Here is an 18,018-nt window from a genome sequence, read left to right on the forward strand (position 1 = left end):
GTGTTTTTGACAGGTGTCATCTTGTGGACCGGTAGTTCAGTTGGTTAGAATGCCGGCCTGTCACGCCGGAGGTCGCGGGTTCGAGTCCCGTCCGGTCCGCCATGATGATGGCCTGACAGCAGTAGCAAAAATGGCAGTAGCAGTAGTAGAAAACGCAGCACGCTTTGCAGTCTTCGTGGGTGATTAGCTCAGTTGGTTAGAGCACCAGCCTCACATGCTGGGGGTCACTGGTTCGAATCCGGTATCACCCACCACGCGGACCGGTAGTTCAGTTGGTTAGAATGCCGGCCTGTCACGCCGGAGGTCGCGGGTTCGAGTCCCGTCCGGTCCGCCATCTGCTGCAAGTGTCGTCTGCCTGTGCATCTGGATGCACACGAATTCCCGAAGCCTCGAGCCTTTACGCTCGGGGCTTTTTCGTTTTTGCCTTTCCCTTCCCCTTCCGGCTCCCTGGTCGTTTCTTTCTTTAGGCTTTGCGCCCTTGCGTCCACTGTCATACAGTTGTTTGAATTTGGACCCGCAGCTGTGGATCAACAGCCGTAGATCAACAGTTCTATATCAACAACAAGGAGCATGCCGTGACTGCCTACCCCCATCTCTTGAGCCCCCTGTCGCTGGGCCATCTGACGCTGCCCAACCGGGTGCTGATGGGCTCCATGCACACCAATCTGGAGGAGGCGCCCGGCGGCTTCGAGCGTCTGGCCGCCTTCTATGCCGAGCGGGCCCGGGAGGGGGTGGCGCTGATCGTCACCGGCGGCATCGCCCCCAACCCGGAGGGCGCCGTCTTCCAGGGCGCCGCCACCCTGGAGGGAGAGGCGCAGCTGCCCGATCATCGCCGCCTGGTAGAGGCGGTTCACGCCGAGGGTGGGCGCCTCTGCCTGCAGATCCTTCACGCCGGCCGCTACGCCTATTCGCCGGAGCTGGTCGCCCCCTCGGCGATCCAGGCGCCGATCAACCCCTTCACGCCTCGGGAGCTCTCCGCCGAGGACGTCGAGAAGCAGATCGCCGACTATGTGCGCTGCGCGACCCTGGCGCAGCAGGCGGGCTATGACGGGGTGGAGGTGATGGGCTCCGAGGGTTACCTGATCAACCAGTTCGTCTGCCGGCGCACCAACCATCGGGACGACGCCTGGGGCGGCAGCTTCGAGAAGCGTATGCGGTTTCCCGTGGAGATCGTGCGGCGCATCCGCGAGGCGGTGGGTGAGACGTTCCTGGTCATCTTCCGCCTCTCCATGATCGACCTGGTGGAGGAGGGCAGCACCCATGACGAGGTGGTGGCCCTGGGGCGCGCCATCGAAGCGGCCGGCGCCAGCCTCATCAATACCGGGATCGGCTGGCACGAGGCGCGGGTGCCGACCATCGTCACCAGCGTGCCGCGGGCGGCCTTCACCGAGGTGACGCGGCGGCTCAAGGCCGAGCTCGCGGTGCCGCTGATCACCACCAACCGCATCAACATGCCGGAGGTGGCGGAGCGGGTGCTGGCCGAGGGCCATGCGGACATGGTCTCCATGGCGCGCCCCTTCCTGGCCGACCCGGCCTGGGTGACCAAGGCCGCCGAGGGCAGGAGCGAGGAGATCAACACCTGCATCGCCTGCAACCAGGCCTGCCTCGACCACACCTTCGCGGGCAAGGCGACCTCCTGCCTGGTCAACCCGCGCGCCGGCCACGAGACCGAACTGGTGATCGAGCCCGCCCGTGCGCCGCGGCGCATCGCCGTGGTGGGCGGCGGGCCCGCGGGCCTGGCCGCGGCGGTGACCGCCGCCCGCCGCGGCCATGCGGTGACCCTCTTCGAGCGAAGTGCCGAGCTGGGCGGGCAGTTCAACTATGCCCGGCGCATTCCCGGCAAGGAGGAGTTCGACGAGACCCTGCGCTACTTCCGGGTGATGCTCGACAAGCATGGCGTGCGGGTGCGGCTCGGCTGCGAGGCGGATGCCCAGGCGCTGGCGGCCTTCGACGGGGTGGTGCTGGCCAGCGGCGTGCGGCCGCGCCGGCTCGAACTGCCCGGCAGCGACCACCCCAAGGTGATCGGCTACCCCACGGCGATCCTGCATCCGGAGCGGGTCGGCAGGCGGGTGGCGATCATCGGTGCCGGCGGCATCGGCTTCGATGTGGCCGAGCTGCTGACCCAGGTGGGGCGGCCCGCCCTGGACGCCGAGGCCTGGTGCGAGGAGTGGGGGTGGATCTCGCGGTTGCGACCCCGGGTGGCCTCAAGGCGCCGCGGCGCCCCGAGGTGCCGCGCCGGGTCTTCCTGCTCCAGCGCAAGGCCTCCAAGCCCGGGAAGGGCCTCGGCAAGACCACCGGCTGGGTGCACCGCGCCTCGCTCAAGCAGCGCGGCGTTGAAACGCTGGCCGGCTGCGAGTACCTGGGCGTCGACGATGCCGGCCTGCATCTGCGAGTGGGGGGAGAGCCGCGTCTGCTCGAGGTCGACAGCGTGGTGGTCTGTGCCGGCCAGGAGCCGGTGCGCGACCTGCTGGCGCCGCTCCAGGCGGCGGGCGTCGAGGTGCACCTGATCGGCGGCGCCGATGAGGCCGCCGAACTCGATGCCAAGCGCGCCATCGACCAGGGGACCCGGGTCGCCGCGGCGCTCTGACTCCGCTCCGTCCTCCCGCCGCAGCCTCTCCGAGCCCCGCTCGGAGAGGCTGCGTCCTTTCAACGTTTAACGGTCGCGGCCTTCGCCTCGAACCTCCTCGTCTCCCCGGGCTCTCAGGGGTAAATGGCTCAAGCGTTGATTCGATGTCCGCTGATATTGTGCAGGCCTGACCTACGCTGAGGTTACCCCGTCCCGGGCGCCCCCCCTTGATGAAACGGGCGTCGACTCTTCGGGTTTCAAGGAGGCAGTGATGAGCATCTTCGACCATGTACAGAACCGCTACGCTCGGGTCCAGCAGGAGGAGCTGAGCCTCGAGGAGTATCTGGAGCTGTGTCGCCGGGAGCCCGTGGCCTACGCCTCGGCCGCCGAGCGCATGCTCGAGGCCATCGGTGAGCCCGAGGTGATCGATACGGCCAAGGATCCGCGCCTTTCGCGCATCTTCTCCAACAAGGTGATTCGCCGCTACCCGGCGTTCTCGGAGTTCTACGGCATGGAGGAGGCGATCGAGCAGATCGTTGCCTACTTCCGGCACGCCGCCCAGGGCCTCGAGGAGCGCAAGCAGATTCTCTATCTGCTGGGGCCGGTGGGGGGCGGCAAGTCGTCCCTGGCCGAGCGGCTCAAGCTGCTGATGGAGCGGGTGCCCTTCTATGCGATCAAGGGCTCCCCGGTCTATGAGTCGCCGCTGGGCCTCTTCTCGCCCGAGGAGGATGGCGAGCTGCTCGAGAAGGAGTACGGCATCCCGCGGCGCTACCTCAAGAGCGTGATGTCGCCCTGGGCGGCCAAGCGGCTCAAGGAGTATGGCGGCGATATCTCCCAGTTCCGGGTGGTGCGGCTCTACCCCTCGCGCCTCAATCAGATCGCCATCTCCAAGACCGAGCCCGGCGACGAGAACAACCAGGACATCTCGTCGCTGGTGGGCAAGGTGGATATCCGTCAGCTGGAGATGTACTCCCAGGATGACCCCGACGCCTACAGCTTCTCCGGCGGCCTGTGCCGGGCCAACCAGGGGCTGATGGAGTTCGTGGAGATGTTCAAGGCGCCGATTAAGGTGCTGCATCCGCTGCTCACCGCGACCCAGGAGGGCAACTACAACCCCACCGAGGGGATGGGGGCCATTCCCTTCGAGGGGGTCGTCCTGGCCCACTCCAACGAGAGCGAGTGGCAGGCGTTTCGCAACAACCGCAACAACGAGGCCTTCCTCGACCGGGTCTACATCGTCAAGGTGCCCTACTGCCTGCGGGTCTCCGAGGAGGTGAAGATCTACCAGAAGCTGCTCGAGCACTCCTCCCTCAATGAGGCGCCCTGCGCTCCGGACACCCTGCGCATGCTGGCCCAGTTCTCGGTGCTCTCGCGGCTCAAGGAGACCGAAAACTCCAGCATCTACTCCAAGATGCGGGTCTACGACGGCGAGAACCTCAAGGATACCGACCCCAAGGCCAAGTCGATCCAGGAGTATCGCGACTCTGCCGGGGTCGACGAGGGGATGGATGGCCTCTCCACCCGCTTCGCCTTCAAGATCCTCTCCAAGGTGTTCAACTTCGACAGTCACGAGGTGGCCGCCAACCCGGTGCACCTGCTCTATGTGCTGGAGCAGCGCCTGGAGCAGGAGCAGCTTCCCCGGGAGACCTTCGAGCGCTACCTGCGCTTCATCAAGGAGTACCTGGCACCGCGCTACGTCGACTTCATCGGCAAGGAGATCCAGACCGCCTACCTGGAGTCCTACTCCGAATATGGCCAGAACATCTTCGACCGCTACGTCACCTATGCCGACTTCTGGATCCAGGATCAGGAGTATCGCGACCCCGAGACCGGCGAGCTCTTCAACCGCCAGGCCCTCAACGAGGAGCTGGAGAAGATCGAGAAGCCGGCGGGGATCTCCAATCCCAAGGACTTCCGCCACGAGGTGGTCAACTTCGTGCTGCGGGCCCGGGCCCAGAACAACGGCATGAATCCCAGCTGGCAGTCCTACGAGAAGCTGCGCGGGGTGATCGAGCACAAGATGTTCGCCAACACCGAGGAGCTCTTGCCGGTCATCTCCTTCAACGCCAAGGCCTCTCAGTCGGACCAGAAGAAGCACGAGGACTTCGTGGCCAGGATGGTCGATCGGGGCTACACCGAGAAGCAGGTGCGCCTGCTCTCCGAGTGGTACCTGCGGGTGCGCAAGTCGCAGTAGTGCGAGGAGGTCGGCATGACCTATTTCATCGATCGTCGCCCCAACGCTCGGCACAAGAGCGCCGTCAACCGGCAGCGCTTCCTGGACCGCTACCGCACCCATATCAAGCGCTCGGTGGAGGAGGCGGTCAATCGCCGCTCCATCACCGACATGGAGCGTGGCGAGAAGGTGTCGATTCCCGCTCGGGATATCTCGGAGCCGGTCTTTCAGCACGGCACCGGCGGGCGGCGGACCATTGTTGCCCCGGGCAACAAGGAGTTCGTGGAGGGAGATCGCCTGCGCCGCCCGGGCGGCGGTGGGGGCGGGGGCGCCGGCGAGGGCAGCGCCTCGAACCAGGGCGAGGGCATGGACGAGTTCGCCTTTACCCTCTCCCGGGAGGAGTTCCTCGACTTCGTCTTCGACGGCCTGGAGCTTCCCCATCTGGAGCGCAAGTCGCTGGTGGACCTCGACGAGGTGCGCCCGGTGCGCGCCGGGGTGTCCCGGGACGGCGTGCCGGCGCGGATCAATATCGTGCGCTCCATGCGCGAGGCCCAGGCCCGGCGCATCGCCATGCGGGCGCCGATCCGCCGAGCCCTGCGCGAGGCCCGTGAGGCCCTGGAGGTCGAGGAGAGCAAGGATCCGGTGCTGCGCAACCCGGCGCGCATCGCTGAGCTCAGGGTCGAGATCGAGCGCCTGGAGAAGCGCCTCGAGGCGGTGCCCTTCATCGACACCTTCGACCTGCGCTACAACCATCTCGTCAACCAGCCGATGCCGTCGAGCAAGGCGGTGATGTTCTGCATCATGGACGTTTCCGGCTCCATGACCCAGGCCCACAAGGACATCGCCAAGCGCTTCTTCCTGCTGCTCTACCTCTTCCTGGAGCGCAGCTACGAGAAGGTCGAGCTGGTCTTCGTGCGCCACCACACCGCGGCCAAGGAGGTGGACGAGGAGGAGTTCTTCTACTCCCGGGAGACCGGCGGCACCATCGTCTCCAGCGCGCTTACCCTGGTCGACGAGATCATCGATGACCGCTACCCGCCGGGGCAGTGGAACCTCTATGTGGCCCAGGCCTCGGACGGCGACAACTGGGACGATGACTCCGTGACCTGCCGCGATCTGCTGATCAAGAAGCTGATGCCGCGCCTTCAGTACTACACCTACGTGGAGATCACGCCCCATGCGCACCAGGCGCTGTGGGAGGAGTACGAGAGCGTGGCCGCGGAGTTTCCTGCGCGCTTTGCCATGCGTCAGATCGTCGAGGCCGGCGATATCTATCCGGTGTTCCGCGAGCTGTTCAAGCGGCGCGTCGCCGGCTGAAGGGGCAGCGACTCGCCGAGGAGGCATCCATGACACGACGCAAGCCCATTGCCACCGGTTCCGACTGGAACTTCGAGACCCTGGCCGAGTTCGAGCGCGAGATCGCCCGGCTGGCCGACGAGTACCGGCTCGACACCTACCCCAACCAGATCGAGGTGATCACCACCGAGCAGATGATGGACGCCTATGCCAGCGTCGGCATGCCGGTGGGCTACCACCACTGGTCCTTCGGCAAGCAGTTCCTCGCCGTGGAGCAGGCCTATCGGCGCGGTCAGATGGGGCTGGCCTACGAGCTGGTGATCAACTCCGACCCCTGCATCGCCTACCTGATGGAGGAGAACTCCTTGATGATGCAGGTGCTGGTGATGGCCCACGCCTGCTACGGCCACAACTCCTTCTTCAAGGGCAACTACCTGTTTCGTGCCTGGACCGACGCCGGCTCCATCGTCGACTACCTGGTGTTCGCTCGGAAGTACATCGCCCAGTGCGAGGAGCGTCACGGGGTGCGGGCGGTGGAGCAGCTGCTCGACGCCTGCCATGCCCTGCAGAACTACGGCGTCGACCGCTACAAGCGCCCCTCGCCGATCTCCGCCGAGGAGGAGGCGCGTCGCCAGAAGGAGCGCGAGGAGTACCTGCAGGCCCAGGTCAATACCCTGTGGCGCACCATTCCCGGGCGCCCCTCGGCGGAGGCGCTGGGGGATGGCCATGACGAGGAGGATCCCCTGGGGCTGCACGGCGGCGGCCGCTACCCCGCCGAGCCCCAGGAGAACCTGCTCTACTTCATCGAGAAGAACGCGCCGCTGCTGGCGCCCTGGCAGCGCGAGGTGGTGCGCATCGTGCGCAAGCTGGCCCAGTACTTCTATCCCCAGCGCCAGACCCAGGTGATGAACGAGGGGTGGGCCACCTTCTGGCACTACACCCTGATGAATCGTCTCTATGAGGAGGGGCTGGTGGACGAGGGGCTGATGCTGGAGTTCCTGCAGTCCCATACCGCCGTGGTCAACCAGCCCGACTTCGACAGCCCCTGGTTCAGCGGGATCAACCCCTATGCCCTTGGCTTTGCCATCTTCAGCGATCTCAAGCGCCTCTGCGAGGCCCCCACCGAGGAGGATCACCGCTGGTTTCCGGACAGTGCCGGCAGCGACTGGCGGGAGACCCTGGAGTTCGCCATGAAGAACTTCAAGGACGAGTCCTTCATCCAGCAGTTCCTCTCACCCAAGGTGATTCGCGACCTCAAGCTCTTCATGGTGGTGGATGACGACCAGGAGGAGATGCTGGAGGTGAAGGCGATTCATGACGAGCGCGGCTACCGGCGCATCCGGGAGGCCCTGGCCACCCAGTACGCGCTCTCGGTGCGCGAGCCCAACATCCAGATCTACTCGGCGGATATCCGCGGCGACCGCTCGCTCACCCTGCGCCACGTCCAGGACAGCCGCCGCCCCCTGGCGCGCAGCGTCTATCCGGTGATTCGTCACCTGCACCAGCTGTGGGGCTTCCCCGTCCATCTCGAGTCGATGGAGGGCGACGAGGTGGTGAGGCGCTATCAGTGGCCGCTGCCCGAGGAGGCTGCCGCTCAGGCCTGAGGGGGCGGCCCTCCCTTGAGCGTCAGGGCCTGAAACGACGAAACCCGCGCCTTGGCGCGGGTTTCGCAATGATCGCAGCGGCGTTATGCTGCTGCCGGGAGGGGATCAGGCCTGGGCGGTCCAGGACTGACACCAGCCCTTGGGCTCGACGCTGTTCTGCGGGAACAGGGTGCAGCCTTCGGTGCCTGCCTGGAAGAACATGCAGTTGTCGCAGTACTCGCCTTCCTCATAGGCCGGGTGGTCGGCAGCGTCGGCGGCGACTTCGACATAGTTCAGCGCCTGAGCCTGGTCGGCGCCCGGGTCGAGGCGCGGCAGGGTGTCGGCGAAGGCGCTCTTGGAGAGGATGCCGGCGCCCAGCGGCAGGGCGGCGAGGCCCATGAGGCTGTTGCGCATAAAGTCACGACGGCTCTGATTGGCCATGGGGTCTCCTTGTTCATCACGGTATCAGGCGGCTGCCTGGTCTGCTAATGGGTGGTTGGCCACCTCTTGCTCCGACAGGGCTGGCCCTGCGGAGTTCGCCAGACCATATTAGTAGAGAGAGGGTGGCGATGCGAATGGCACCTTGGGGGTGCGGCAAACTGACGCGCACCCGTCATGCAACAGGGAGACCCGATGATCTTTAGCCGTTTTGCCTCGCCCCTGGGCGAGATCCTGCTCTGCGCTAGGCCCGAGGGCCTGTGCCAGCTGACCCTGGCCGCCGAGGGCCAGCCCGACCCTGAGGGGGCGGGGCGTGACGACGCCGCCCTGGTGGAGGCCCGCGACCAGCTGCTCGCCTACCTGGCCGGCCGGCGGCGCAGCTTCAGCCTGCCGCTGGCGCCGAGGGGCAGCGACTTCCAGCGCGAGGTCTGGTCGGCGCTGCTGCGGATTCCCTGGGGGGAGACCCGCACCTACGGCGAGCTGGCGCGTCGGCTGGGGCGCGAGGGGGCGGCCCGAGCCATCGGCACCGCCAACGGTGCCAATCCGCTGCCGATCCTGATCCCCTGCCATCGCGTGGTGGCCGCCGGCGGCCTGGGCGGATATAGCGGAGGCGTCGAGCGGAAGCGTCTCCTGCTGGCCCTGGAGGGGAGCCTGCCCGGCTGAGCGGCGATTCAGCCCGGCCCGGTGCGCTGCTATACTCGCGCCACTGCCGGCGATTGCCGGCCTGTCATTCACAGCGCCCTAGCGGGCCGCAGCAGGGAGAGTGCCCGATGCAGAATGCCGTCATCCTGATCAACGCCGAGAAGGGGCAGGTAAAGGCGGTGGCCGAGCGCCTTGCCGACGTCGAGGGGATCAGCGAGGTCTACTCCACCTGTGGCCGCTACGATCTGGTGGCCATCGCCCGTACCCGGGACTTCGAGAGCCTCGCCGAGCTGGTCACCGAGCGGCTCAATGTCGTGGAGGGCATTCGCGACACCGAGACCCTCAACGCCATGCAGGTGCACTCCCGCCACGATCTCGAGACCATGTTCTCCCTGGGCTGGTAGCCCCAGCGCCTAGCCGGGTGCCCCGGGCGCCCGGCAGCCCCGCGCTGATTCCCTGCCCTCACTGGAAGCCGTTCAAGGATGAGTCGTCGTCGTTCCCCCATGACGCGCTGGCGCCGCCAGACGCGCCGCTTCGGCATTACCCTGCTCTTCGTGGTGGTCACCTCCGGCCTCTGGTATGGCCAGGAGCGCCAGGTGCGCGATCAGCTGGTCTGGATGGGGGTGCCGGAGTGGCAGAGCCTGTCGCCGACCAGCTTCCACCGGGTGCTGCGCAACGAGGGCTTTCTGGTGGGCTGGTCCGACGTGCGGGTCAATCCGCTCTGGGTCAGCTATCGCCTGCATGCCGTGGAGGAGCCGAGTGCCGGGCCGCGACCCGCCTTCCAGCGCGACTGGCGCACCCTCTGGCCGATCGGGGCCGACCACTACGCCGGCAGCGGCTATGACCGCGGACATCTGGCGCCCAACTACGCCATCGCCGTGGTGCACGGCCCTCAGGCCCAGCGCGACACCTTCTACATGAGCAATATGAGTCCGCAGCGCCCCGATCTCAATCGGCGGCTGTGGCAGCGCCTGGAGGCGGTGGTGATCGACCACTTCGTGCCGCGCTTCGGCGAGGTGCAGGTGATTACCGGGCCGGTCTTCCCGGAGCGCTTCCTCGACAACGTGCTCAACCGGGTGGGGCTGGTGGAGATTCCCGAGGCCTTCTACAAGATCATCGCGGTGCCGGGCGAGGAGTCGCGGGTGCTGGCCTTCATCATGCCCCAGGAGGTGCGGGGGGATGAGCCGCTGGATGACTACCTGGTCAGCGTGGCCGAGGTGGAGGCGCGCACCGGCCTGAACTTCTTCCCCAGCCTGCCCGAACCGGTCGCCGAGGTCCTGGAGGGGGAGGTGGTGACCCGCGGCTGGGCCCTGGAGGAGGTGGCGAGACGCCCCGGTCGCTTCTGAGGTCGTGGGGCCGAAAGGCGGGCACAAAAAAACCGCGATCGTGTCGCGGTTTCCTTTATATCACTCTGTTTTTGCCGTTTCCGGCTCAGCGGCATGATGCGATATGAAGTGGTGCCCAGGAGAGGACTTGAACCTCCACATCCGTAAGGATACTAGCACCTGAAGCTAGCGCGTCTACCAATTCCGCCACCTGGGCGCATCATGCATCTCGTCGTGTTCGCGGCTCCCGAAGGAGTGGTGCCCAGGAGAGGACTTGAACCTCCACGTCCGTAAGGACACTAGCACCTGAAGCTAGCGCGTCTACCAATTCCGCCACCTGGGCGAAGCACGAGCGAGTCAAACTGTAAAAGAGCGATGGTGCCCAGAAGAGGACTTGAACCTCCACGTCCGTAAGGACACTAGCACCTGAAGCTAGCGCGTCTACCAATTCCGCCATCTGGGCAAGCGACGCGTATGTTACCCGTTTCCGGCGCCAATGCAAGGGGGAAGGGGCGGTCCAGAGGGATTTTTTTGCCAGCCTTCGCCGTCGCCGAGGCATGCCGAGGTTGGGTGGTGGCGTCCGCGGCGCTATACTGCGCCCATGACAATAGACCTTATCAGCAAGACCCCATGCCCGCGGCGCCCGTGCGCCACCTCCCTCCTGCCGTCCCCGACCCTGCCAAGGATGCTTACCGCATGACTCACTGGACGCTCAGCGACGACCCGCACGCCAGCCGCGAGGCCCACAAGTACGATAACCCTGCCCCCAGCCGCGAATATCTGCTCGCCCGGCTCGAAGAGTATGGCAAGCCGATCACTCACGAGAAGATGAGCCGGCTGCTGGGCCTGGATGACGATGAGCTGCAGGAGGCGGTGCGTCGTCGCCTGGCGGCCATGGAGCGGGATGGCCAGGTGCTGCGCAACCGCGCCGGCGCCTATGCGCTGATCGACAAGCTCGATCTGATCCGCGGCAAGGTGCTTGGCCACCGCGACGGCTTCGGCTTCCTGATCCGCGAGGATGGCAAGAAGCCCGACCTGGTGCTGCCGCCGCGGCAGATGCGTCGGGTCTTCCACGGCGACTACGTGCTGGCGCGGGTCAGCGGACGCGATCGCCGCGGTCGCGACGAGGCGACCATCGCCGAGGTGCTCTCCCACAACACCCAGACCATCGTCGGCGTCTATCGCGAGAATACCCCCGAGTTCGGGGTGTTGATCCCGGAGAACCCCCGCATCACCCAGGAGGTGATCATTCCGCACAGCGCCTGCGGCGGGGCGAAGGATGGCCAGGTGATCTCGGCGAAGATCGTCCAGCAGCCGGCCACCCGGGTGCAGCCGGTGGGCGAGGTGGTCGAGGTGCTCGGCGAGCGCATGGACCCGGGGATGGAGATCGATATCGCCATCCGCAGCTATGAGATCCCCGCCGAGTTCCCGCCGGAGGTCCACGACCAGATCGCCAGCATGTCCGCCGAGGTGGCCGAGGAGGACAAGGCTCACCGTGTCGACCTGCGCGACGTGCCGCTGGTCACCATTGATGACGAGAGCGCCAAGGACTTCGACGACGCCGTCTGCGCCTGGAAGACCAAGTCCGGCAGCTGGAAGCTCGTCGTGGCCATCGCCGACGTCTCCCACTACGTGCGCCCGGGCAGCGCCCTGGACCAGGAGGCGATCCGCCGCGGCAACTCGGTCTACTTCCCGGGGCAGGTGGTGCCGATGCTGCCGGAGTTGCTCTCCAACGGCCTCTGCTCCCTCAATCCCGACGTCGACCGCCTGGCCCTGGTCTGCGAGATGAACATCTCCCAGAGCGGCGCCATCAGCCGCTATCGCTTCTACGAGGGGGTGTTCCGCTCCCACGCCCGTCTCACCTACAACAAGGTGGCGGCGATTCTCGATGAAGACGACGCGAGCGCCGATGCCCTGCGCGAGGAGTATCGCGAGCTGGTGCCCACCCTGAAGAACCTGCACTCGCTCTACCGGGTGCTGCGGGAGGCTCGGGAGGCCCGCGGGGCCATCGACTTCGAGACCACCGAGACGGCGATCCTCTTCAACGAGGAGCGCAAGATCGAGAAGATCGTCCCGCGCAGCCGCAATGACGCCCACAAGCTGATCGAGGAGTGCATGCTGGCGGCCAACGTGGCCACGGCGCGCTTCCTCGACAAGCACGACCTGCCGGCGCTCTACCGCATCCACGAGCGCCCCTCCCCGGAGCGCCTCGACAAGCTGCGCCTCTTCCTCTCGGAGCTCGGGCTCTCGGTGGGCGGCGGCGACGAGCCGACCCCCCAGCACTACCAGGAGCTGGCCGAGGTGATCAAGGATCGCCCCGATGCCGACGTTATCCAGACGGTGATGCTGCGCTCCATGAGCCAGGCGGTCTATTCGCCCCATAACGAGGGGCACTTCGGCCTGGCCTATCCCGCCTACGCCCACTTCACCTCGCCGATCCGCCGCTATCCGGACCTGCTGGTGCATCGCGCCATCCGCTCGGTGATCCGCGGTCCGCGCCAGACCAATACGGTGCTGCGTGCCGAGGGGGCGCCGGTGGAGCCGCCCAGCAAGTGGTGCCCCTACACCTTCGAGCAGATGCTCGAGCTGGGTGAGCACTGCTCCATGACCGAGCGGCGCGCCGACGACGCCACCCGCGACGTGGAGGACTGGCTCAAGTGCGAGTTCATGTCCGACAAGCTCGGCGAGGTGTTCGACGGCACCATCGCCTCGGTGACCGGCTTCGGCATCTTCGTGCGCCTAGACGATGTCTTCGTGGAAGGTCTGGTGCACGTTACCTCGCTGCCCTCCGACTACTACCACTACGAGCCGGAGAAGCACCGTCTCAAGGGGGAGCGCAGCGGCATGAGCTACCGGCTGGGCGACGGTGTCAGCGTGCAGGTGGCCCGGGTCGACCTCGACGATCGCAAGATCGATTTTGCCCTGGCCGACGACAAGCCCCGCCCCAAGCGTGCGCCGCGCCGCCGCCGTGCGGTGGACGATGCTCCCGACATGGGGCGCGCCCGAGCCGGCGGCAAGGCACCCAAGGGCGAGTCAGGCTCGCCGGCCAAGGCGGGGGAGGGCGATGGCAAGAAGCGTGGCGGTCGTCGGCGCCGCTCGCGCCGCTGAGCTGGTTTCGACTCGACTGCCAGGATGAATGAGATGAAACAGAAGCGACCCCGCCGCGCCTCCGGCGCGGCTCCGGCCACTCCCGGCGGCCTCGAGGCCGTGTTCGGCGTGCATGCGGTGCGCGCCCTGCTCGAGCGGGGCGAGGCGCCTCGGGAGCTCTGGGTGCAGGAGGGCAGTGCCGGTGCCCGCCTGGCCGAGCTGGTGGAGGAGGCGCGCCGGCGCGGCGCCCGGGTGCAGAGCCGTCCTCGGGACGAGCTCGAGCGTCTTGCTCAGGGGGCGGCCCACCAGGGGATCGTCGCCTTCGCCGCGCCGCTCGCCTTTGCCGACGAGGCGACGCTGTGGTTCCAGCTGGAGGCCTGGCCCCGGGCCGAGCCGCCGCTGCTGCTGGTGCTCGACGGCATCACCGACGTGCACAATTTCGGCGCCTGCCTGCGCAGCGCCGATGCCGCCGGCGCCCACGGCGTGATCGTGGCAAAGGACAAGGCCGCGCCGCTCAATGCCACGGTGCGCAAGGTGGCCTGCGGGGCCGCGGAGAGCGTGCCGGTCTACCAGGTCACCAACCTGGCCCGGGCCCTGGAGCGGCTCAAGGCGCTGGGCGTCTGGATCACCGGTACCGCCGGTGAGGCCGAGGGACTGCTCTACCAGGCCGACCTCACCGGCCCCACCGCCCTGGTGATGGGCGCCGAGGGCAAGGGGATGCGACGCCTCACCCGGGAAGCCTGCGACCTGCTGGTCAAGCTGCCCATGGCCGGTAGCGTCTCGAGCCTCAACGTCTCGGTGGCCACCGGCATCTGTCTCTTCGAGGCGGTGCGCCAGCGTGGTGCACGGTCGCCCGCGGCGTAGCGGGCGTGCCCTTGGGGCATCAACGACAGCGCCTGCCGGATGGCAGGCGCTGTCGTATCGGTGGCAGTGCTGCGCTCAGTCTTCCGAGGTCTCCGCCGCCGCGGCTTTCGCCCGGGCGCTGCGGGGCGCTTCGGGGGCATTGAGGAAGGCCTCCAGGGAGTCATCCATGGCGTCCAGCCAGCGGGTATGGTGGGGTGGCGCCTGGGTGCCGGTCATCAGCGAGCGGTAGGACTTGTCGCGGAAGGTCATGATCCCTTCGTGCTTGTCCTTCTCCCACTCCAGGAAGGTCTGGTTGACCCCCTCGATATCGAAGCTGGGGTAGTCGGTGGCCTCGATCAGTCCCGCCACATAGTCACCCTGGAAGCGGATCATCGCCTCGTCGTCCTCCAGCGCCTCCTCGCGCTCGCGCCAGGCGCGGCTGTCGGCCGCCATGGCGTCGCGGTCGGGCAGGGCGATGCGCCCAAGAATCACGTCGCGCACGTACCAGGCCTGGGCGTCGAACATGTTGAAGGTGTACCACTGATCCTGCATGCCCAGGTAGAAGAGCTTGGGGTTGGCCTCCCAGACCACGCCCCGGTAGAGGTCCAGCGGCCACAGGCGGTTGCTGGTCTGCAGGCGCAGTGACTCCGGCAGGAAGGGGAAGTGGTGCAGATAGCCGGTGCAGAGAATGATGGCGTCCACCTGCTTGCTGCTGCCGTCGGCGAAGTAGGCGGTGTTGCCGTCGACCCGCTGCAGCAGCGGCTTCTCTTCCCAGTTCTCGGGCCAGTCGAAGCCCATGGGGCGGGTGCGATAGCAGCTGGTAATGCTGCGCACGCCGTACTTGTAGCACTGGGAGCCGATATCCTCGGCGGAGTAGCTGCTGCCCACCAGCAGCACGCTCTTGCCTTGAAACTCCAGGGCGTCGCGGAAATCGTGGGCGTGGAGGATGCGGCCGTTGAAGGTGTCGAAGCCCTCGAACTCCGGCACGTTGGGCGTGGAGAAGTGGCCGGAAGCCACCACCACATGGTCGAACACCTCGCTTTCGACCACGTCGCGGTCATGGTCATGCACGGTGACCAGGAAGGTGCCGTCGCTCTCCCGGTACTCCACGTGGCGGACCGGGCAGTTGAAGCGGATGAAGCGGCGCACGCCGGCCTTCTCGACGCGCCCCTTGATGTAGTCCCAGAGCACGGCACGGGGCGGGTAGGAGGCGATCGGCTTGCCGAAGTGCTCCTCGAAGCTGTAGTCGGCGAATTCCAGGCACTCCTTGGGGCCGTTGGACCACAGGTAGCGGTACATGCTGCTGTGAACGGGTTCGCCGTTGGCATCGAGGCCGGTACGCCAGGTGTAGTTCCACTGGCCGCCCCAGTCGCTCTGCTTCTCGAAGCAGACCAGGTCGACCGGCTCGGCGCCCTGGTCGAAGGCGGACTGGAAGGCTCGCAGCTGGGCCAGGCCGCTGGGGCCGGCGCCGATGATGGCAACGCGTTTGGTCATTCGCTACTCCGTGACGGATGCCGCCGTGGCGCGCTTGGCAGGCGCCCCGGCGGTATCGGGTGAACAAGAGATCCCCCTCCTGCGCCGCTGGTGGGGCGAGGAGAGCATGGATGAGGCTCGATGCGGCCTTTCCCCTGGGGCGGGGCCTGGTCCGGGGCGAGAGGGCGGTGCGGTGCGCCGGGCGCAAGGCGAGCGGCGGGGTGGCGTGCCCGCTTCCAGGCAGGGCCTGTGAAGCGGATCGAGGCGATCCATAATTTTTCGTTATCAAATTATGGGTGTTTGATTATTATTGTCAACACTCCGGCGGCTGTCCCGGTCTCCTGCCCAGGCGCCTTCGGGCGATGGGGCGGGGCCTTGGCTTGCCATCCCCGTCGGTACTCTCTAGAATACCTGCGCCCGTTCGTCCATCGAGCGGGCATTCGTGTTTTTCCGAATCACCTCCTTGCTTCCCTGGAGTCAAGACCTCCCGAGGAAGCTGCCAAACCGCAAGGAGATCCCATGCGTCACTACGAAATCGTGTTCATGGTCCACCCGGACCAGAGCGAGCAGGTTCCGGCCATGGTCGAGCGCTACACCAGCCTCGTCACCGAGAACGGCGGTACCGTGCATCGTCTCGAGGATTGGGGCCGTCGTCACCTGGCCTACCCGATCAACAAGATCCACAAGGCTCACTACGTGCTGATGAACGTGGAGTGCGAAGGCGAGACCCTCGACGAGATCGAGAACATCTTCCGCTTCAACGACGCCATCATTCGCAGCCTGGTCGTGCGCTGCAAGGAAGCGATCACCGAAGCTTCCCCGATGATGAAGCCGGTGGAAGAGAAGCGCGCCCGTCGCGAAGACAAGCCCCGCGCCGAAACTGCCTGATCTCACCCATCGCACGTCTGAAGGAGTCTTCACATGGCACGCTTTTTCCGCCGCCGCAAGTTCTGCCGTTTCACCGCCGAGGGCGTGAAGCAGATCGACTACAAGGATCTGGACACCCTCAAGGCCTACATCACCGAGACCGGCAAGATCGTTCCCAGCCGCATCACCGGTACCAAGGCCCGTTATCAGCGCCAGCTGGCCACCGCTGTCAAGCGCGCCCGCTACCTGGCCCTGCTGCCCTACACCGATAGCCACCAGTAAGCGCCTGGCGTGATGCTCGCAATCGCCCGCTGGATGATGCGGGGCACGCCCTACGCCGTCGGCGGGGCCGCCCTCTCCACGCTGATCCCCTGGCTGTTCTGGCTGGGGGCCGCCATCGCGGCCCTGGTCACCCTGCGTCGTGGGCTGTCACCGGCGCTGCCGGTGATCGTCGCGGCCGGGGTGCCGGCCGGCTGGTGGTGGGCCCAGGGCGACGTCATTCCGCTGACCAGTGTGCTGCTGGTGACGCTGATGGCCGTCGTGCTGCGCTCCCGCATGCGCTGGAGCGAGGCGCTGATCGCCGGCGCCCTGGTCGGCGCCGGGATGATCCAGTTCGGCGTCTTCCTGCCGCCGGGCGGGGCGGGGCCCATGCTGGAGCAGCTGCGCCAGGGGTCTCCCGAGGTGGAGCGCCTGCTCAGCGAGCTGGCCAGCCAGGGGCTCGATACCGAGCAGCTGGCCGGAATGCTGATCGGCGGTATTACGGGGCTGGTGGTGCTGATTGCCGCCGTGGCCTGCCTGGCCCTGGCGCGCAGCTGGCAGGCGGGGCTCTACAACCCCGGGGGCTTCCGCGAGGAGTTCCACGCCATGCGCCTCACCTCCCGGGAGCTCGCCGTGCTGGTGGTCCTCGGGGTCGTGGGCGCCGTGCTCGGGCTGCCGGCACTCGGCATGCTGCTGTGGATACCGCTGCTGGTCGCCGGCATCGCGCTGGTACACGGTTATATCGGACTGAAAGGGATGAACGGGCTGTGGCTGATCCTCTTCTATGTGCTGTTGATCACCACCTGGCCCATGATTCTGATCGTGCTGCTGCTGGCCTTCATCGACGTCTTCGCGGATTTCCGCGGGCGCATCGCCAGCCGCAACTGACAAGAGGTTAACGAGATGGAAGTCATTCTGCTCGACAATATTGGCAAGCTCGGCGGCCTGGGTGACCAGGTGACCGTCAAGCCCGGCTACGGCCGCAACTACCTGGTGCCCTACGGCCTCGCCGTGCCGGCCTCCAAGGAGAACATCGAGGCCTTCCAGGCCCAGCGCGCCGAGCTCGAGGCCCAGGCCGCCGAGCGCAAGGCCGAGGCCGAGGCTCGCGCTGAGCAGCTCAACGAGATCGAACTCTCCCTGGTCGCCAAGGCCGGCGACGAGGGCAAGCTGTTCGGCTCCATCGGTCCCCGCGACCTGGCCGAGGCCATCGCCTCTGCCGGCTTCGACGTGGCCAAGAGCGAAGTGAAGATGCCGGAAGGCCCGATTCGTGCCACCGGCGAGTACGACATCCACCTGCAGCTGCATGCGGAAGTCGACGCCACCGTGCGCGTGGTGGTCGTGGCCGAATAAGCCGCGTCCGCAGCGCCAGATGAGGGGCGCGGGGAGAGATCCCCGCGCCCCTCGTCGTTTCGCTACCCCCGGCCAGGCCCTGGCCGCAGACGTTGGGCTCGCCCATGCGGCCTGCCG

General features: G+C 66.8%; 14 protein-coding genes, 6 tRNA genes and 1 pseudogene. 16 read left to right on the top strand and 5 right to left on the bottom strand.

Going from position 1 to position 18,018, the window contains the following annotated elements:
- The first annotated feature begins 25 nt into the window (after positions 1-25).
- The 7 genes and pseudogenes from NHL60_RS04135 (at position 26) to NHL60_RS04165 (ending at position 7,639) form a co-directional block, all read left to right on the top strand.
- A tRNA-Asp gene (locus NHL60_RS04135) sits at positions 26-102 on the top strand.
- Between the two features lie 75 nt (positions 103-177).
- Positions 178-254, top strand: a tRNA-Val gene (locus NHL60_RS04140).
- A 3-nt stretch (positions 255-257) separates the two neighbouring features.
- Positions 258-334, top strand: a tRNA-Asp gene (locus NHL60_RS04145).
- A gap of 319 nt (positions 335-653) precedes the next feature.
- A pseudogene (locus tag NHL60_RS04150) lies at positions 654-2,587 on the top strand (FAD-dependent oxidoreductase).
- A 250-nt stretch (positions 2,588-2,837) separates the two neighbouring features.
- Entirely contained in the window at positions 2,838-4,760 is a 1,923-nt protein-coding gene (locus NHL60_RS04155) for a PrkA family serine protein kinase (protein WP_253449364.1), read from the top strand.
- A 15-nt stretch (positions 4,761-4,775) separates the two neighbouring features.
- A complete protein-coding gene (locus tag NHL60_RS04160; RefSeq protein ID WP_253449366.1) occupies positions 4,776-6,056 on the top strand; it encodes a YeaH/YhbH family protein in 1,281 nt (426 codons plus the stop codon).
- A 29-nt stretch (positions 6,057-6,085) separates the two neighbouring features.
- Positions 6,086-7,639, top strand: coding sequence for a SpoVR family protein (locus NHL60_RS04165; protein WP_253449368.1), 1,554 nt, complete (start codon positions 6,086-6,088; stop codon positions 7,637-7,639).
- Positions 7,640-7,744: 105 nt separating this feature from the next.
- Here NHL60_RS04165 and NHL60_RS04170 read toward each other — a convergent pair whose 3' ends face one another.
- Positions 7,745-8,059: a high-potential iron-sulfur protein gene (locus tag NHL60_RS04170; protein WP_253449370.1), complete on the bottom strand. Its 315-nt coding sequence runs from the start codon at positions 8,057-8,059 to the stop codon at positions 7,745-7,747.
- A 192-nt stretch (positions 8,060-8,251) separates the two neighbouring features.
- On the opposite strand from NHL60_RS04170, the gene NHL60_RS04175 reads away from it, so the two are divergent.
- From NHL60_RS04175 to NHL60_RS04185, 3 genes are all read left to right on the top strand, one after another.
- Positions 8,252-8,719: a methylated-DNA--[protein]-cysteine S-methyltransferase gene (locus NHL60_RS04175; RefSeq protein ID WP_253449372.1), complete on the top strand. Its 468-nt coding sequence runs from the start codon at positions 8,252-8,254 to the stop codon at positions 8,717-8,719.
- Positions 8,720-8,826: 107 nt separating this feature from the next.
- The gene (locus NHL60_RS04180; RefSeq protein ID WP_253449375.1) at positions 8,827-9,102 is read left to right on the top strand and encodes an Lrp/AsnC family transcriptional regulator; all 276 of its coding nucleotides are present in this window, start codon (positions 8,827-8,829) and stop codon (positions 9,100-9,102) included.
- 78 nt (positions 9,103-9,180) lie between these two features.
- Entirely contained in the window at positions 9,181-10,044 is an 864-nt protein-coding gene (locus NHL60_RS04185; protein WP_253449378.1) for a DNA/RNA non-specific endonuclease, read from the top strand.
- A gap of 109 nt (positions 10,045-10,153) precedes the next feature.
- Here NHL60_RS04185 and NHL60_RS04190 read toward each other — a convergent pair.
- The 3 genes from NHL60_RS04190 to NHL60_RS04200 all read right to left on the bottom strand — a co-directional run bounded on the left by NHL60_RS04190 (position 10,154) and on the right by NHL60_RS04200 (position 10,486).
- Positions 10,154-10,240 (bottom strand) — tRNA-Leu (locus NHL60_RS04190).
- A gap of 39 nt (positions 10,241-10,279) precedes the next feature.
- Positions 10,280-10,366 (bottom strand) — tRNA-Leu (locus tag NHL60_RS04195).
- 33 nt (positions 10,367-10,399) lie between these two features.
- Positions 10,400-10,486 (bottom strand) — tRNA-Leu (locus tag NHL60_RS04200).
- Positions 10,487-10,719: 233 nt separating this feature from the next.
- On the opposite strand from NHL60_RS04200, the gene rnr reads away from it, so the two are divergent.
- Entirely contained in the window at positions 10,720-13,131 is a 2,412-nt protein-coding gene (gene rnr, locus NHL60_RS04205; protein ID WP_253449380.1) for a ribonuclease R, read from the top strand.
- Between the two features lie 33 nt (positions 13,132-13,164).
- Positions 13,165-13,974, top strand: coding sequence for a 23S rRNA (guanosine(2251)-2'-O)-methyltransferase RlmB (gene rlmB / locus NHL60_RS04210; protein ID WP_253449382.1), 810 nt, complete (start codon positions 13,165-13,167; stop codon positions 13,972-13,974).
- 75 nt (positions 13,975-14,049) lie between these two features.
- On the opposite strand, the gene NHL60_RS04215 is transcribed toward rlmB, so the two are convergent.
- On the bottom strand, positions 14,050-15,447 hold the full coding sequence (locus tag NHL60_RS04215) for an NAD(P)-binding domain-containing protein (RefSeq protein WP_253449384.1): 1,398 nt from the start codon (positions 15,445-15,447) through the stop codon (positions 14,050-14,052).
- A gap of 498 nt (positions 15,448-15,945) precedes the next feature.
- Here NHL60_RS04215 and rpsF point away from each other — a divergent pair, with 498 nt between their 5' ends.
- The 4 genes from rpsF to rplI are packed head-to-tail and all read left to right on the top strand — an operon-like array spanning position 15,946 to position 17,901.
- Positions 15,946-16,314 carry a 30S ribosomal protein S6 gene (gene rpsF, locus NHL60_RS04220; RefSeq protein ID WP_253449386.1) on the top strand — a complete coding sequence of 123 codons (369 nt, stop codon included), beginning with the start codon at positions 15,946-15,948 and terminating at the stop codon, positions 16,312-16,314.
- A gap of 33 nt (positions 16,315-16,347) precedes the next feature.
- Positions 16,348-16,575: a 30S ribosomal protein S18 gene (rpsR, locus tag NHL60_RS04225; protein WP_023004506.1), complete on the top strand. Its 228-nt coding sequence runs from the start codon at positions 16,348-16,350 to the stop codon at positions 16,573-16,575.
- 12 nt (positions 16,576-16,587) lie between these two features.
- The gene (locus NHL60_RS04230) at positions 16,588-17,439 is read left to right on the top strand and encodes a hypothetical protein (protein WP_253449388.1); all 852 of its coding nucleotides are present in this window, start codon (positions 16,588-16,590) and stop codon (positions 17,437-17,439) included.
- Positions 17,440-17,454: 15 nt separating this feature from the next.
- Complete coding sequence (rplI, locus tag NHL60_RS04235; protein ID WP_253449390.1) at positions 17,455-17,901, top strand: 50S ribosomal protein L9; 447 nt, start codon at positions 17,455-17,457, stop codon at positions 17,899-17,901.
- Positions 17,902-18,018 lie beyond the last annotated feature (117 nt).

It is taken from the genome of Halomonas sp. Y3, assembly GCF_024137965.1.
GTDB lineage: Bacteria > Pseudomonadota > Gammaproteobacteria > Pseudomonadales > Halomonadaceae > Halomonas > Halomonas mongoliensis.

Coding starts and splice junctions, on each gene's coding strand:
- NHL60_RS04180 (WP_253449375.1), top strand. CDS start 8,827: ATGCAGAATGCCGTCATCCTGATCAACGCCGAGAAGGGGCAGGTAAAG.
- NHL60_RS04165 (WP_253449368.1), top strand. CDS start 6,086: ATGACACGACGCAAGCCCATTGCCACCGGTTCCGACTGGAACTTCGAG.
- rpsR (WP_023004506.1), top strand. CDS start 16,348: ATGGCACGCTTTTTCCGCCGCCGCAAGTTCTGCCGTTTCACCGCCGAG.
- rlmB (WP_253449382.1), top strand. CDS start 13,165: ATGAAACAGAAGCGACCCCGCCGCGCCTCCGGCGCGGCTCCGGCCACT.
- rpsF (WP_253449386.1), top strand. CDS start 15,946: ATGCGTCACTACGAAATCGTGTTCATGGTCCACCCGGACCAGAGCGAG.
- rnr (WP_253449380.1), top strand. CDS start 10,720: ATGACTCACTGGACGCTCAGCGACGACCCGCACGCCAGCCGCGAGGCC.
- NHL60_RS04175 (WP_253449372.1), top strand. CDS start 8,252: ATGATCTTTAGCCGTTTTGCCTCGCCCCTGGGCGAGATCCTGCTCTGC.
- NHL60_RS04170 (WP_253449370.1), bottom strand. CDS start 8,059: ATGGCCAATCAGAGCCGTCGTGACTTTATGCGCAACAGCCTCATGGGC.
- NHL60_RS04215 (WP_253449384.1), bottom strand. CDS start 15,447: ATGACCAAACGCGTTGCCATCATCGGCGCCGGCCCCAGCGGCCTGGCC.
- NHL60_RS04155 (WP_253449364.1), top strand. CDS start 2,838: ATGAGCATCTTCGACCATGTACAGAACCGCTACGCTCGGGTCCAGCAG.
- rplI (WP_253449390.1), top strand. CDS start 17,455: ATGGAAGTCATTCTGCTCGACAATATTGGCAAGCTCGGCGGCCTGGGT.
- NHL60_RS04185 (WP_253449378.1), top strand. CDS start 9,181: ATGAGTCGTCGTCGTTCCCCCATGACGCGCTGGCGCCGCCAGACGCGC.
- NHL60_RS04230 (WP_253449388.1), top strand. CDS start 16,588: ATGCTCGCAATCGCCCGCTGGATGATGCGGGGCACGCCCTACGCCGTC.
- NHL60_RS04160 (WP_253449366.1), top strand. CDS start 4,776: ATGACCTATTTCATCGATCGTCGCCCCAACGCTCGGCACAAGAGCGCC.